This window comes from Hymenobacter sp. UV11 (assembly GCF_004684095.1).
Taxonomy (GTDB): Bacteria; Bacteroidota; Bacteroidia; order Cytophagales; family Hymenobacteraceae; genus Hymenobacter.
Genome location: NZ_SRII01000016.1, coordinates 43,004 through 57,735, shown reverse-complemented (window position 1 = coordinate 57,735; position 14,732 = coordinate 43,004). Strand labels below are relative to the sequence as shown.

The window sequence follows — 14,732 nt, the reverse complement described above, 5'->3', positions numbered from 1 at the left end:
GATTACTTCGCTTTGCTCGCCATGACAAACGTCTTCAATTACAGGCTATTACAGAAAAATCCATTCATGAAAAAACCGACCGTCGTCCCGCCCCTGGTCATCATTGGCGCGCTGTTCTTCATTTTCGGCTTCATTACCTGGCTCAACGGCACGCTCATCCCGTTTTTGAAGCTGGCCTGCGAGCTGACGTATGCGCAGGCGCTGCTGGTCACGTTCGCGTTTTACATCGCCTACGTTTTCCTGGCCATCCCGTCCTCGCTCATTCTCCAAAAAACGGGCTTTAAAAATGGGATGGCGCTGGGGCTGGTTGTGATGGCGGGGGGCGCGCTGGTGTTTGTGCCCGCGGCGCAGGCCCGTTCGTTCGGCTTGTTTTTGTTCGGCCTGTTTATCCAGGGGGCCGGCCTGGCTTTGCTCCAAACGGCCTCGAACCCCTACGCCAGCATCCTGGGGCCGCTCGACAGCGCGGCCCGGCGCATCAGTATCATGGGCATTTGCAACAAGGTGGCCGGGGCGCTGAGCCCGGTGCTCATCGGGGCGGTGGTGCTGAAAGGCGCCACTGAGCTGGAGCAGCAGTTGGCCGGGGCCAACGCGGCCACGAAAGCGCAGCTGCTGCAAGAGTTGGCGAACCGGGTAATCGGGCCCTACCTGGCCATGGCCGGCGTGCTGCTGGTGCTGGCCTACTTGGTGCGCCGGTCAAGCCTGCCCGAAATCAGCCCCCGGCCAGCAGCCAGCGCGGCGCTGGCCGGCGAGCCCGCTAGCCTCGGGCAGTTTCCGCACCTGCAGCTGGGCGTGCTGGCGCTGTTCTGCGCCGTGGGGGTCGAAGTCATTGCCGGCGACACCATTATCCAGTACGGCCGGGCGCAGGGTATCAGCCTTGACGTGGCCCGCAACTTCACTTCCTTTACGCTGATTGCCATGCTGGTAGGCTACTTCGTGGGGGTGTGGGCCATTCCGCGCTACCTCAGTCAGCAGGCGGCGTTGCGCCTGTGCGCGGGGGTAGGGGTTGCTTTCACGCTGGGCATCGTGGGCACGCACGGCTACACCTCAGTGCTGTGCGTGGCCTTGTTGGGGCTGGCTAACTCGCTGATGTGGCCGGCCATTTTCCCGCTGAGCATTCGGGGGCTCGGGGCCTACACCGAGCGCGGCTCGGCCCTGCTGATAATGGGCATTGGGGGCGGGGCCGTACTGCCCTACCTCTACGGCAAAGCCAGTGAGCCGCTGGGCTTGCAGCAGGCCTACCTGCTGCTGCTGCCCTGCTACGGCTACATCCTGTTTTTCGCCCTGAAGGGCCACGCCTACCCCGTCAAAACCCCGGCTAGCTACGCCGTGCCCGTCGTTTAAGCATTTGCCTCACACTATGATAACCCGGTCGTTAAGCTTACTGCTGCTGGCCCTGCTGCTGGCGGCTCCTGCGGCCCGCGCCCAGTTTCGGGTGGTAGGCTACCTGCCCGCGTGGCGCGGCGAGGTGGCCCCCGCCCAGCTGGCGCAGCTCACCCACGTCAACTACGCCTTTGTGCTGCCCACGGCCGCCGGCGGCCTGGCGCCCCTGGAAAACCCCGCCAAGCTGCGGCGCCTGGTAGCGGCGGCCCACGCCGCCGGGGTGCGGGTGCTTATCTCCGTAGGCGGCTGGCACGATGGCGACCATCGTGCGTTCGACGCCATTGGGGCCGATGCGGGCCGCACGCGGGTGTTTAGCAAGCACCTGCTGCGCTTCGTGAAGCACTACCATCTCGACGGAGTAGATATGGACTGGGAGCACCCCGACGCCCGCACGGCCGCGGGCTACGCCGCGCTCATGCAGCAGCTAGCTACCCGATTGCACCGCCGGGGCTACCTGCTTACGGCCGCCGTGGCCGGGGGCACCTGGGCCGGGCCGGGCATCCTGCCCAGCGTGTTCGATAGCGTTGATTTTCTGAATATTATGGCCTACGATGCGCCCGCGCCGGCTCACGCTACCTACGCCGCCGCGGTCGAAACACTCGCCTACTGGCAGGCCCGCGGCTTGCCGGCCAGCAAAGCGGTGCTGGGCCTGCCCTTCTACGGCCAGCCGAGCCAGGAGTCGTTTGCCGCGCTGCTGGCCCGTGGCGCCGACCCCCAGGCCGACCTACTGGGGGGGGTAGGCTACAACGGGCTGACCACCATCAAACGCAAAACCGCCCTGGCTCTCGACCAGGCCAGCGGCGTCATGATTTGGGAACTCACGCAAGATGCTGCCGGGGCCAACTCCCTGCTCACGGCGATTAGCGAGGTGCTGGCGCGCCGGGCGGCGCAGCCCCCGTCGCGCTAGGTCTACGCGTGGCTAAGCGCTTGCGTGGCAGCCAACAGCGCATTTGCTGCGTGTGCGGGCACATTGGCGAAATTAATTTGCGTGTGCGCACACATTTTCTTGGCAAGCTGCTTGTTTTTTGGTGGACAACCCTGTAAGTTTGAGGCGGGTAGTCTGTTTTTTATTTGAATAATCCTGCTAATCGTAACGGCTAGCTGGTTTGTCGCCTCACGCTCTCCCACTGCGCCTCATTGGCCGCTGGCCCCACTGCCCAGCTCCCAGGCAAATCTTCTATTCGCTGGCAGTGAGCTGCCAGGATGAGAATTCCCGGCTTCAGTCCCAACTGCTTCCTACCTAATACCCTTGCGCTGTAGGTCAGTGCAGGCCCCAAGTGCCGGCCTGTGGCGCCGCCGCTGCCTGCCGGCCATCGCTGTCGGCGACGAACGAAACGCCTGATTAGCAGCCGTGTCGGCTGCCTGATTGCCCGATTTTTTCTTTTGTCAACCCCTACCCCCCCTGCGTATGAAAAACTGTACTTGGCTTACTTTTTCGGTGCTGCTGAGCCTGCCGGGCCTGGCAATAGCCCAAACCCGGACCGTGACCGGCAAGGTGACGGATGCCAAAGGCAGTGGCCTGCCGGGGGCCACCATCGTGGTGCGGGGCACCACCCAGGGCACCAGCACCACGGCGGAAGGCACGTTCTCCATCGCAGTGGCCGATACGGCGGCGCTGGTCTTCTCGTCCGTCGGCTACAACTCGCAGACGGTGCGGGTGCGTGGGCAATCGCTCCTCAACGTGACGCTGAGCGACAACACGCAGGCGCTGGATGAGGTGGTGGTGACCGCCCTGAACGTATCACGCGAGCGCAAAACCCTGGGCTACTCCGTGACGGAGATAGCCGGGCCCAGCCTCACGGTGGCCCGCGAAACCAACGTAGCTAACTCGCTGGTAGGCAAGGTGGCGGGCCTCAACGTAAGCTCTACGGCCGGCGGGCCGGGCTCGTCCAGCAACGTGATTATCCGCGGGGCGTCGAGCATCAACCAGACCAACCAGCCGCTCTACGTCATCAACGGGGTGCCGGTGGAGAGCCAGCCCAGCGGCGGGGCCGGCGCTACTATCGGTAACAGCGGCGGGCAGTATGACAACGCGCCCGACTTTGGCGACCCCATCTCCAACCTCAACCCCGATGACATCGAGACGATTTCGGTGCTGAAAGGGGCGGCGGCCTCGGCCCTCTACGGCTACCGCGCCAAGGCCGGCGTTATCCTGATTACGACCAAGAGCGCGAAGGGCAACGACGGCATCGAGTTCAATAGCAACTACGTGGTGCAGCGCGTGTTTACCCTCACCGACTGGCAGTATACCTACGGCCAGGGTGCCAATAACATAAAGCCCACCTCCGCGGCCACCGCCGCGCAATCGGGCAACTCCAGCTGGGGCGGCCGGCTCGATGGCACGCCGGTGGTGCAGTTCGATGGCACGCTGCGGCCCTACGTGGCGCAGCAGGACAACATTCGCAACTTTTACCAGACCGGCGGCGCGCTCACCAATACCATTGCCTTCAACAAGAGCTTCACGGGTGGCTCGGTGCGCTTGTCGGCCAGCGACCTGGCCAACAAGGCGGTAATACCCAACTCGCGGCTCGACCGCCAGAACTTCAACTTCGTGGGCACTTTCGACCCGTTTAAGCGCCTGACCATCGACGCGCGGGCCAACTACATTCTGGAGCAGGCCCAGAACCGGCCCATCTTGTCGGACGGCGCGGGCAATGCCAACTTCAACGCGGCCTTTCTGCCCACCAGCCTCGACGTGCGCGACCTGAAAGGCCCCAACGGCGACGGCACCCAGCCCAACGGCAACGAGCTGATTTTCAATACCGGCAACACGTATAATACCAACCCCTACTTCGCCGCCTACAAGTTTGTCAACAACACCAAGCGCGAGCGCCTGCTTTCGACCGTGACGGCCCGCTACACCCTCGACAACGGCTTGTTCTTCCAGGGCAGGGTAGGGCGCGACGCCTACAACGACCGCATCACCAACGTGACGCCCTCCGGCACGGCCTACCGCCTACTGGGCAGCATCACCGAAATCACCAATCAGTTTACGGACCTCAACGCCGACGGGCTGGTGGGCAAGAATTTTAAGGTTGGCGAGAACTTCTCCTTCACCCCCAATGTGGGCGCCAGCTACCGCCGCACCAAGCAGGAGGGCTTCCAGAATTTTGGCAATGACTTCGCCGTGTTCGGCGTCAATACCCTCGGCAACACCAAAACTAAGTCGGTCCTACCCATCTTCACCGACCTGGAGGTGCAGTCGGTGTACGGCTCGCTGGACCTCGCCTACAAGGAGTTTCTATTCCTGACGGGTACCGTGCGGAGCGACTGGTTTTCGTCGCTGGCCACGCCGGGCGTGGATAATAAGCTGAACAGCGTGTACCCCGGCGTGAGCGGCTCGTTCGTGTTCTCTGAGCTGTGGAAGCCGGATTTTCTGTCCTTCGGTAAAATTCGGGCGGGCTTCTCGAAGGTGGGGCAGGCTACCGGCCCCTACCAGACGCAGCTCAACTACTCGCTCTCGTCGAGCACGCTCAATGGCCTGCCCTTCGGCGGCCCTTCGGACCCCAACATCCCCAACCGCGCCCTGCGGGCCTCGCAGGCTACGGAGCTGGAAGTGGGCACCGAGCTGGCCTTTGTGCAGAATCGGGTGCGGGTGGACTTGACGTTCTACAAGAAAAACTCGACGGGCGAGATTGTGAACACCCCGGCTTCGGCCACCTCGGGCTATTCGGGCGCCGTGCTGAACGCGGGCGAGCTGGAAAACAAGGGCGTGGAGCTACTGCTGACCGTGCTGCCGGTGAAAACGACCGATTTTACCTGGACTTCCTCCTTCAACGCGGCCTATAACAAGAACACGGTGCTCTCGCTGGCCGCCGGCCAGCAGCAGTCGGTGTATGCCACCTCGCGCTCGGGGGTAGGCTTTATGGGCCAGCAGGTGGGCAAGCCCTTTGGGCAGGTGCTGGCCTACGACTACCAGTACAATACCGATGGCAGCATTGTCCTGACTACCAACGGGGTGCCGGTGCGCGGCAACCTCACCGCCTACGGCACTGCCTTCCACCCCTGGACGATGGGCTGGACCAACGACTTTGCCTACAAGCGCTTCAACCTGGGCGTGCTGATTGACGGCAAGTTTGGGGGCAAGATATTCTCCACTACCGACTACTACGCCACCATTTATGGGCTGCGCAAGGAAACGCTGGTGGGCCGCGAGGGCACCTTCGGCCCCGACAAGCTCGACGCCGCTACCTACTACGGCACGCTGGCCAACAACGTGAGCAACCAGTTTGTGCAGGATGCCAGCTTCATCAAGCTGCGGCAGGTCACGCTGGGCTACTCCTTCCCGACGGCTTTGTTCAACAACAAGGTGCGGAGCCTCACGCTGAGCCTGGTGGCCCGGAACCTGTTTTTCCTGCGCCGTCTCACCGACAATATTGACCCCGAGGGCAGCTACAACGCCTTTTCGCAGGGCCTGGAGCTGGGGGGCGTGCCGCCGTCCCGCACGTATGGCCTCAACCTGAATGCCAAATTCTAGGGCCCTACCCCCCCTTTGCATCTCTTAACTAGCTAGCTCCCATGAAAAATATCTTCTCCAAGCCGGGCTACACCGCGCTGACCAGCGCGGCCCTGCTGCTGGCCAGCGGCTGCACCGATAAATTCACGGAAATCAATACCAACCCGACGACCTACAGCCAGGCCTCGTTCGATGCTAATTACCTGCTCACGCAGTCGCAGCTGACCTACACCGGCAGCACCGACTTTGCCTACGAAACCTGGCGCGGCAACCTCATCTACTGCGGCACCATGATGCAGGGCCTGGCCACGGTTATCAGCTACTGGGCGGGCGATAAATACCTGCTTAACGAGGCCTACACCGCCGCCTACTGGGACAAGGCCTACAGCGAGCAGGTGAAACCCGTGACCGACCTGGTGGCCCTGACCGACGGCCAGGCGCGCTACAAAAACCTGCACCAGATAGCCCGCATCATGCGCGCGCTCACCATGGAGCGCCTCACCGACCTCTACGGCGACGTGCCCTACTCGGAGGCGGGCCAGGGTTACTACAAGGGCATCATCACGCCCAAGTACGACAAGCAGATGGACATTTATACCGACTTGCTGAAGGAAGTGGACGAGGCTACCACCGCCCTCGACCCGGCCGCCGATATTGCCTCAGGCGATGTGTTTTACCAGGGCGATGTGGCCAAATGGCAGCGCCTGGGCAACTCCCTCCTGCTGCGCCTGGCCCTGCGCCTGGTGAAGGTAGAGCCCGACAAGGCCAAGCTGTACGCCACCAAAGTGCAGGGCAAAACTATGGCCAGCGATGGCGACAACGCCTACGTGCTGCACGACATAGCCGGCGGCCGCACCACTCAAAACCGCAACAGCCAGGTGCTGCTCGGCGATGGCGGCCAGGAAAACTACTACGTGAAGTGGTCGCAGACGTACATTAATTACCTGAAAACCAACAACGACCCGCGCCTCTCCCGGATAGCCGTCACGCAGCTTTACCTCACCGACGCCACCAAGATTCAGAATCCGGGCGCGATTTCGACCGCAGCCGTGCAGAAGGGAATGCCCAACGGCCGCGACCTGAGCGGGCGAGCCGCTTACGACATCTCGACCGCGCCAGGCTACACCACCTTCCCCGATTATTCGTCGCCAAGCCCCGGCATGACGAAGCGCAACGGCCCCACCTTTATCTTCACCTACGCCGAGTCGGAGCTGCTGCTGGCCGACGCCGCCGTGCGCTTTGGCCTCGGCAACGCCGCGCAGCACTACACGGCCGGCGTGACGGCGGCCATGACCTACCTCAGCCAGTACGACGCAACGATGGCCGTGCCCGCCAGCGACGTGACCACCTACCTCACGGCCCATCCCTACGACGCCAGCCGCGGCCTGGAGCAGATAAACACCCAGTACTGGGCCCTCACCAACAGCATGTTGGACTTCTACGAGTCGTGGTCCAACTGGCGCCGCACGGGCTTCCCCGTCCTTACCCCCGTCGTGTACCCCAACAGCGCCACCAACGGCCAGATTCCGCACCGCTTTCCCTACCCCCTCTCCGAAATCACGAGCAACCCCGACAACTACCAGGCCGCCCACGCCACCGTGCCCGGCGGCGACAACCTGCTGGGCCGCGTGTACTGGGATAAGTAAGCCGGTGCGCTACGCTTAAAATCCACTTGATGCCTAAGAAAGAACGTCAGGCTGCGCGAAGCGCAGCCTGACGTTCTTTGCGCTCTATTTTCCTGCCCAAGTTTCGTCTATTCCGGCTCTCTATGTTCGTTCGCTTTTTCCGCGCCCTACCCCCCTGTTTGCTGTCGATGCTGGCGGCTGGCCTGCTGGCCAGCCAGCCGGTGCTGGCCCAGCAGCCCGCCCCGGTGCTGGGCCTGGTGCCGCTGCCCCGCGAGGTAAAAACCTCGGCCGGAGCCTACGCGCTGCCCCAAAAAATAAGCATCTACGCGGTCGGTAAAGACGCGCTGAATGTGGCGGGCCTGCTGAAGGAGCAACTGCTGCCGCTGGGCCACACCGTGACCCTCACTACCAACCGCCAGGCCGCGCAAATCAAGTTGCTCACGGCGCCTACCCCCCACCCGGAGGGCTACCAGCTGGTAGTGGACGCGGCCGGCGTGCGCATCACGGCGGCCGGCGGGGCCGGCTTGTTCTACGGCGCCCAGACGCTGCTACAGCTGCTGCCACCGCAGCCGCGGGCCACGGCTGCCGTGCCCTACGTGCGCATTAGCGACGAGCCGGCGTTTGGGTGGCGCGGGGCGCACCTCGACGTGAGCCGACACTTCTTTTCGGTGGCCTTTATCAAGAAATACATTGACTTTCTGGCTGCTTACAAGCTCAACACCTTTCATTGGCACCTGACCGACGACCAGGGCTGGCGCCTCGAAATCAAGAAGTACCCCAAGCTTACGCAGGTCAGCGCCTTCCGCCAGCAGACGCTCATCGGGGCGCAGCAGCTCTTTAAAACGCCCGCCGAATTTAAGTACGATGCCACGCCCTACGGCGGCTTCTACACCCAGGCGCAGGTGCGCGAGGTGGTGGCCTACGCCCAGCGGCGCTACGTCACCATCGTGCCCGAAATCGAGATGCCGGGCCACTCGGTAGCCATCCTGGCCGCCTACCCCGAGCTGGCCTGCCGGCCCGGCCCCTACCAAGTCTGGCAGATGTGGGGCGTGAACGAAGACATCGTGTGCCCGAGCGAGGCTACGTTTCAATTCTTCGAAAACGTGCTGGCCGAAGTAACCCAGCTCTTTCCGGGCCGCTACGTGCACATCGGCGGCGACGAGGCCCCCAAAACGCGCTGGAAGGAAAGCGCGTTGGTACAAGATATTATGAAAAAAGAAAGCTTCACCGACGTGGAGCAGGTGCAGGGCTGGTTCAACCGGCGCATTGAGAAGTATTTGCAGAGTAAGGGCAAAAAGCTCATCGGCTGGGATGAGGTGCTGGAGGGCGGCATCTCACCGAGCGCCACCATCATGAGCTGGCGCGGCGAGAAGGGCGGCATCGAGGCCGCCCAAAAAGGCCACGACGTGGTGATGACGCCCACCACCTACGTATACTTCGACTACGGCCAGAACCCGCAGGTGCATAGTCCCTACGAGCCCCTTTATATCGGCGGCTACCTGCCCCTGGAGAAGGTGTACGGCTACCACCCGCTACCCGCCGAGCTGACCCCGGCCCAGCAGCAGCACATTCTGGGCGTGCAGGGCAACCTCTGGACCGAGTACGTGACGACTCCCGCCAAGGCCGAGTACATGCTGCTACCCCGGATGCTAGCCCTAGCCGAAGTAGCCTGGACGCCCGCGGCCCGCCGCGCCTACCCCGATTTCCTACCCCGCCTGGGCCAGCAGTACGCCCGCCTCGACCAGAAAAATATCAACTACCGCGTGCCCGAGCCGCTGGGCCTCGACAGCGCCAGTGTAGTGCGGCAGGGTGGCAAAGCGGTGTTCACGCTGCGCTCGCTGGTGCCCGGCGGCCAGGTCCACTACACCCTCGACGGCACGCTGCCCGATGCTACCAGTGACCGCTACACCAAGCCGCTGGCCGTGCCCGTGGGCGAGCGGCTCACCGTGCGGGCAGTCACCGTTGCCCCTAATGGCCGCAACAGCCCCCCGGCCGAATTATTAGTTAAGTAGGGTGTTTATGTGGACTCCCCCGCCAAGTGAGCCAGTCGTAAGCAGAGAGCGGGGCAAGTACATCTTGCTGAGCCATCGCTTAGGTAGTCATGGTGAGAGGGGTAGGCAGGTAGCGATAAGTAACTGTTATCAGTCGCTAGTCTACCTAGTGGGTGCGAGTGCTTGCCCCTGGCTGCTCGCCCTAAGTAATAGCCAAACTAGCCCCACGGCCCACCTCCCCCACCGGGGGTAGCTCCCACGAGGCGGCCGCGTGCTACTTTCGTAGCTAGCTACTCCCACTCCGCTGCTCCGATGTCGTTTCTACCCACCTCGCCTGTTGCGTATTGCTTGCTCGGGTTTGCGCTCCTGCTTCGCGGGCCCGCGCTAGTGGCCCCGTCGGCAGGGACGGTTCCGGCCCCCGCGCCAAATACGTTGACGGCGGCCGAGCGGCGCCAGGGCTGGCAACTGCTCTTCGATGGGCAAACGGCCCGCGGCTGGCGCAGCGCCAAGGGGCCCGCCTTTCCCACCCACGGCTGGCGCATTGCCAACGGGACAATCACGACGCTGGCGGCTGACGGGAAGGAATCAGCCAATGGTGGCGATATTATCACGACGAACACCTACAGTGCTTTTGACTTGCGCTTCGAGTTTCAACTCACCCCCGGCGCAAACAGCGGTCTTATCTACTTTGTGACCCTGGCCGAGCAAACGCCCGGCTCGCCCATCGGGCTGGAGTACCAACTCCTCGACGATGCCCGGCATCCCGACGCCAAGCTTGGGACGAACGGGGACCGTACCCTGGCTTCGCTCTATGACTTAATTCCCGCCGTCAAGCCCGCTACCTGCTTGCGCCCCATCGGGGCCTGGAATAGCGGGCGGATTGTGGTGTCCCCGAACAACCATGTGGCGCACTACCTCAACGGGGTGAACGTGCTGGAATACGACCGCGGCTCCCCTGCGTTTCGCACGCTCGTGGCCGGCAGCAAGTACCACGTTTGGCCGGGCTTCGGCGAGGCTCCCGCGGGCCATCTACTCTTGCAGGACCACGGCTTTCAGGTCTCATTTCGCAGCCTCAAGCTGCGCCCGTTGCCGTAAGCCGCTTCCGTAGGCAGGCTCGGAAGGCCGTTGCGTCGGCAAGATGCTAGCCGACAGGGGATGAGTATGCCTCCGAAGGTGCAGCAGCGGCGGAGCTTATGATGTCAATTGAAGGTGCATTCAATTAATGTTACGCAGCAAGTTGGGCGAGTTGCTCATACATGGCTTTGAGGCCGACCAGGTAGAATTGGGCTTTGAGGCGAAAATGCCCGATGCCGCTTACCAAGCCGCGCAGGCTGTGCCCCCGAGCGCGCCGGACCCGCCGGCCGCAGCCGGCTTGGCCGCGCAACTACGGCAGGCGCAGTGGCGAATCGAGGCGCTGCACACGCTCATCGACCAAGCCGAGGCCACCTATAAAATTGACATCCGAAAAAAGGCTGGTGCCAAGCCGTCGACATAATGCGCCGGAAGTACCCACACGTAGGGGTGAGTACGCTCTGCGGACTGTTTGGCAAGACTCGAAACGCATTTTACGACCACCAGCGCCGGCCCACGGCCCAGGCCCTGCTCGACGGGCTGGTGCTGGCCCTCGTGGCCGCTATCCGCCAGGACCTGCCCCACCTGGGTACGCGCAAGCTGTATTTCCTGCTGCTCCCACAATTGGGCGAGCACGCGCCACGCGTGGGCCGGGACTACCTCTTTGCCCTACTGGCCAGCCATGGCCTGCTCCTCCGCCGCCGCAAACGGCGGGTGGTGACCACGCATACCTGCCTGCCGCTGTTCTGGCGGCCTAACCTTATCGAGCACCTGGTGGTGAGCCGGGCCGAGCAGGTCTGGGTCAGCGACATCACTATGTGCGCTTGCTCAGCGGCTGGAGCTACCTGAGCCTGATTACGGACCTGTACTCGCACAAAATCATGGGCGCGTGCCTGCACCCCGACTTGTCGGTACGCGGCACCCTCGCGGCCCTGCAGCAGGCCCTGGCCGCCCGCACCCAGCCGCCACGGCCGCTGATTCACCACTCCGACCGAGGCTTGCAGTACGCGGCCCGCGAGTACGTGGGCCTGCTGGAAAGCCAGGGCGTGGCCCTGAGCATGACCCAGCACGGCGACCCAACCTAAAACGCGGTGGCCGAACGGGTCAACGGCATCCTGAAGGATGAATTCGGCCTCAGCGACGCGCTGCCCGGCTTTGCCCAGGCCATCGCGCTGGTGGGGCGGGCCGTGCGGGCCTACAACTACTTCAACCTGGCGCTGTACTTTGACGATGTGCAGCACGTGCTCACCGTGGACGAGGCCAACAGCATCACCCGCGCGCCCAAAGCCGACGTGTGGGGCTTTTGCGAAACGGAATTGAAGGCCGCCGCCGGGGCCCTACCCCCCTCGGTGGCCGATGCCCAGCAGGGCCACATGACGGCCGCCAGCGCCCTGGCCATTCTGGGCCGCCTGCAGCTGGCCGAAAAGAAGTGGACCGACGCTGCGACCAGCTACAAGACCATCATGGACTTCGGCTACTACACCATCGACCCGCGCTACCGCGAGCTGTTTCTCAGCGCGGGCGAGCTGAGCCACGAGGTCATCATGTCGCAGCAATACATCCCCAATACCTACAACCAGGCCCTGCTGCAATACCTGACGCCCGAAACCTGGGGCGGCTGGCACCAGTACTCGCCCTTCAACGAGCTGGTGAAGGCCTACGAATGCACGGATGGCCTGCCCATTACGCAGTCGCCGCTCTACAGCGAAAGCAACCCCTACGCCAACCGCGACCCGCGGCTCGACTTCACGGTGATGATTTCGGGGCGCACCACGTTCCGGGGCAAAACATACTCGGCCACGCCGGGCACTACCCTGCCCGACCGCCTCAACCAGTACCCCGGCGTGTGGAGCGGCTACGCCATCTACAAGTTTTTGGAAGATGACCCCGCCGTAGCCACCACCTCCAACGACGGCAACAACTTCCCCCTCATCCGCTACGCCGAGGTGCTGCTCGGCTACCTGGAGGCCCGGCTGGAGTCAGGCGCCGGCGTGGACCAGGCGCTGCTCGATGCCACCATCAACAAGGTGCGCGGCCGGGCCGCCGTGCACATGCCCGCCGTGACGGCGACCGACCCGACCGCCCTGCGCACCATCCTGCGCCGCGAGCGCCGCGTGGAGTTTGCCTTCGAGGGCATCCGCTACTTCGACTGCCTGCGCTGGGGTATCATTGGGGCCGAAAACAACCAGCAGTTCACGGGCATGAAGCTCACCAATACGCCCAGCACCTACACCGCCTACCCCGTCGATGCGAACGGGTACTACATTTTCAAGAAGCGGAACTTCATCGTGGGCAAAAACGAGCTGTGGCCCATCCCGCAGTCGGAGCGCGACCTGAACAAGAACCTGACCCAGAACCCGGGCTATTAGGGATGTAGCGCGGACTTTTAGTCCGCGGGTGTGCCGGTACTTTGCCAGCTACTCGCGGACTAAAAGCCCGCGCTACGGCGCCCTACCCCCTCCTTTTTCCTCCCTGACTATGAACAGAAGAAAGCTGCTTAAAAACATGGCCCTGGCCGCCCCGGCCGCCTGGCTGCCCAGCGTGGTGGCGGGCCTCAACTGGAGCCCGCTGGCCCCGGCCGCCGAGCCGGCGGCCGGCAAGTTCCTACCCACCTGGGATTCATTGGCCCAATACCAGACGCCCGAGTGGTTTCGCGACGCCAAGTTTGGCCTGTGGGCGCACTGGGGGCCCCAGTGCCAGCCCGAGCGGGGCGACTGGTACGCCCGCGGCATGTACGAGGAGGGCTCGGACCAGTACAAGTTTCACTGCGAGAAGTACGGGCACCCGTCCAAGTTTGGCTTCAAGGACGTGATAAACGAGTGGAAGGCCGAGGAGTGGAACCCCGAGGAGCTAGTGGCGCTCTACAAAAAAGCCGGCGCCAAGTATTTCGTGGCCCTGGCCAACCACCACGACAACCTCGACCTCTACAACAGCACCTACCAGCCCTGGAACTCGACCCGCGTGGGGCCCAAAAAAGACCTGGTGGGCGGCTGGGCCAAGGCCGCTAAAAAGCAGGGCCTGCGCTTTGGGGTGAGCGTGCACGCCGCCCACACTTGGCGCTGGATGGAAACGGCCCAGCGCGCCGACAAAGTGGGCCCGCTGGCCGGCGTGCCCTACGATGGCAAAGTGACCACCGCCGACGGCCAGGGCCTGTGGTGGCAGGGCTACGACCCGCAGGCCCTTTATGCCCAAAACCACCCCCTGAGTGAGAACAGCCTCGACAATAGCTCGGTGCACCGGCAGTGGAACTGGGGCAACGGCGTGACCCCGCCCAGCAAGGAGTACTGTGAGAAGTTCTACAACCGCACCATCGAGCTGATTGATAAGTACGAGCCCGACCTGGTGTATTTCGACGACACGGCCCTACCCCTGTGGCCGGTGAGCGACGCCGGCCTGCGCATTGCGGCGCACATGTACAACGCCAGCGCCCAGCGCCACGGTGGCCGCAACGAGGCCGTGATAAACGGCAAAATCCTGGACGCGCAGCAGCGCAAATGCATGGTTTGGGACATCGAGCGCGGCCAGAGCAACGAGATTGAGCCCCTGCCCTGGCAAACCGATACCTGCCTGGGCCAGTGGCACTACGACCGCCGCATCTACGACAAGCACGGCTACAAGAGTGCCCAAACCGTTGTGCACACCCTCATCGACGTGGTGAGCAAGAACGGCAACCTGCTGCTCAACATTCCGGTGCGCGGCAACGGCAGCATCGACGACCAGGAACGGGCCGTCGTGGAGGGCATCACCGCTTGGATGCAGGCCAACTCCGAGAGCATCTACGGCACCCGGCCCTGGAAAATCTTCGGCGAGGGCCCGGCCCAGGAGGGCGCCGCCGCCCTCAGCGCCCAGGGCTTCAACGAAGGCAAGGGCAAGCCCTTCGGGGCCCAGGATATTCGCTACGTCACCAAGGGCAACGTGCTGTACGCTACGGCCCTGGGCTGGCCCGCCGATGGCCGCCTGCTGCTCAAGTCGCTGGCCGCGGGCGGGCCGCACTACCCCGGCAAAGTGAAGCAGGTGGAGCTGCTGGGGGCAGCAGGCAAGCTCAAGTTTGAGCACACCAAAGACGGCCTGGCCGTGGTGCTGCCCGCGCAAAAGCCCAACGCCATTGCCTACGCGCTGAAGATTATACCGGCTTAGGCACGTTTGAAAAAGGATAGTGAGCTTGCTTATTCAGAGGCGGCCAGACATTGCATTGGTAGTAGTAACTGT

Annotated in this window: 11 protein-coding genes; all 11 read left to right on the top strand. The window is 63.4% G+C overall.

Annotated features, from left to right (window positions below; all coding sequences use genetic code 11):
- Window positions 1-66 precede the first annotated feature (66 nt).
- The 11 genes from E4631_RS22590 to E4631_RS22540 all read left to right on the top strand — a co-directional run bounded on the left by E4631_RS22590 (window position 67) and on the right by E4631_RS22540 (window position 14,660).
- The gene (locus E4631_RS22590; RefSeq protein ID WP_133657125.1) at window positions 67-1,341 is read left to right on the top strand and encodes a sugar MFS transporter; all 1,275 of its coding nucleotides are present in this window, start codon (window positions 67-69) and stop codon (window positions 1,339-1,341) included.
- Between the two features lie 16 nt (window positions 1,342-1,357).
- Window positions 1,358-2,287 carry a glycosyl hydrolase family 18 protein gene (locus E4631_RS22585; protein ID WP_133657126.1) on the top strand — a complete coding sequence of 310 codons (930 nt, stop codon included), beginning with the start codon at window positions 1,358-1,360 and terminating at the stop codon, window positions 2,285-2,287.
- Between the two features lie 501 nt (window positions 2,288-2,788).
- Window positions 2,789-5,857, top strand: coding sequence for a SusC/RagA family TonB-linked outer membrane protein (locus tag E4631_RS22580; protein WP_133657127.1), 3,069 nt, complete (start codon window positions 2,789-2,791; stop codon window positions 5,855-5,857).
- A gap of 41 nt (window positions 5,858-5,898) precedes the next feature.
- The gene (locus E4631_RS22575; protein WP_133657128.1) at window positions 5,899-7,482 is read left to right on the top strand and encodes a SusD/RagB family nutrient-binding outer membrane lipoprotein; all 1,584 of its coding nucleotides are present in this window, start codon (window positions 5,899-5,901) and stop codon (window positions 7,480-7,482) included.
- A 122-nt stretch (window positions 7,483-7,604) separates the two neighbouring features.
- Entirely contained in the window at window positions 7,605-9,473 is a 1,869-nt protein-coding gene (locus E4631_RS22570) for a beta-N-acetylhexosaminidase (RefSeq protein WP_133657129.1), read from the top strand.
- Window positions 9,474-9,764: 291 nt separating this feature from the next.
- Window positions 9,765-10,547, top strand: a complete 783-nt coding sequence (locus tag E4631_RS22565; protein WP_133657130.1) for a DUF1080 domain-containing protein — start codon at window positions 9,765-9,767, stop codon at window positions 10,545-10,547.
- A 127-nt stretch (window positions 10,548-10,674) separates the two neighbouring features.
- Window positions 10,675-10,947, top strand: coding sequence for a hypothetical protein (locus tag E4631_RS22560; RefSeq protein ID WP_133657131.1), 273 nt, complete (start codon window positions 10,675-10,677; stop codon window positions 10,945-10,947).
- Window positions 10,947-11,372: a hypothetical protein gene (locus E4631_RS22555; protein WP_135318641.1), complete on the top strand. Its 426-nt coding sequence runs from the start codon at window positions 10,947-10,949 to the stop codon at window positions 11,370-11,372. Before E4631_RS22560 ends, E4631_RS22555 begins: the two co-directional genes overlap by 1 nt.
- Window positions 11,342-11,608, top strand: a complete 267-nt coding sequence (locus E4631_RS22550) for a DDE-type integrase/transposase/recombinase (protein WP_166648044.1) — start codon at window positions 11,342-11,344, stop codon at window positions 11,606-11,608. The genes E4631_RS22555 and E4631_RS22550 overlap by 31 nt, the downstream gene beginning before the upstream one ends.
- 6 nt (window positions 11,609-11,614) lie before the next feature.
- Complete coding sequence (locus E4631_RS22545) at window positions 11,615-12,892, top strand: RagB/SusD family nutrient uptake outer membrane protein (RefSeq protein ID WP_133657134.1); 1,278 nt, start codon at window positions 11,615-11,617, stop codon at window positions 12,890-12,892.
- A gap of 109 nt (window positions 12,893-13,001) precedes the next feature.
- Window positions 13,002-14,660 carry an alpha-L-fucosidase gene (locus tag E4631_RS22540; protein WP_133657135.1) on the top strand — a complete coding sequence of 553 codons (1,659 nt, stop codon included), beginning with the start codon at window positions 13,002-13,004 and terminating at the stop codon, window positions 14,658-14,660.
- Window positions 14,661-14,732 lie beyond the last annotated feature (72 nt).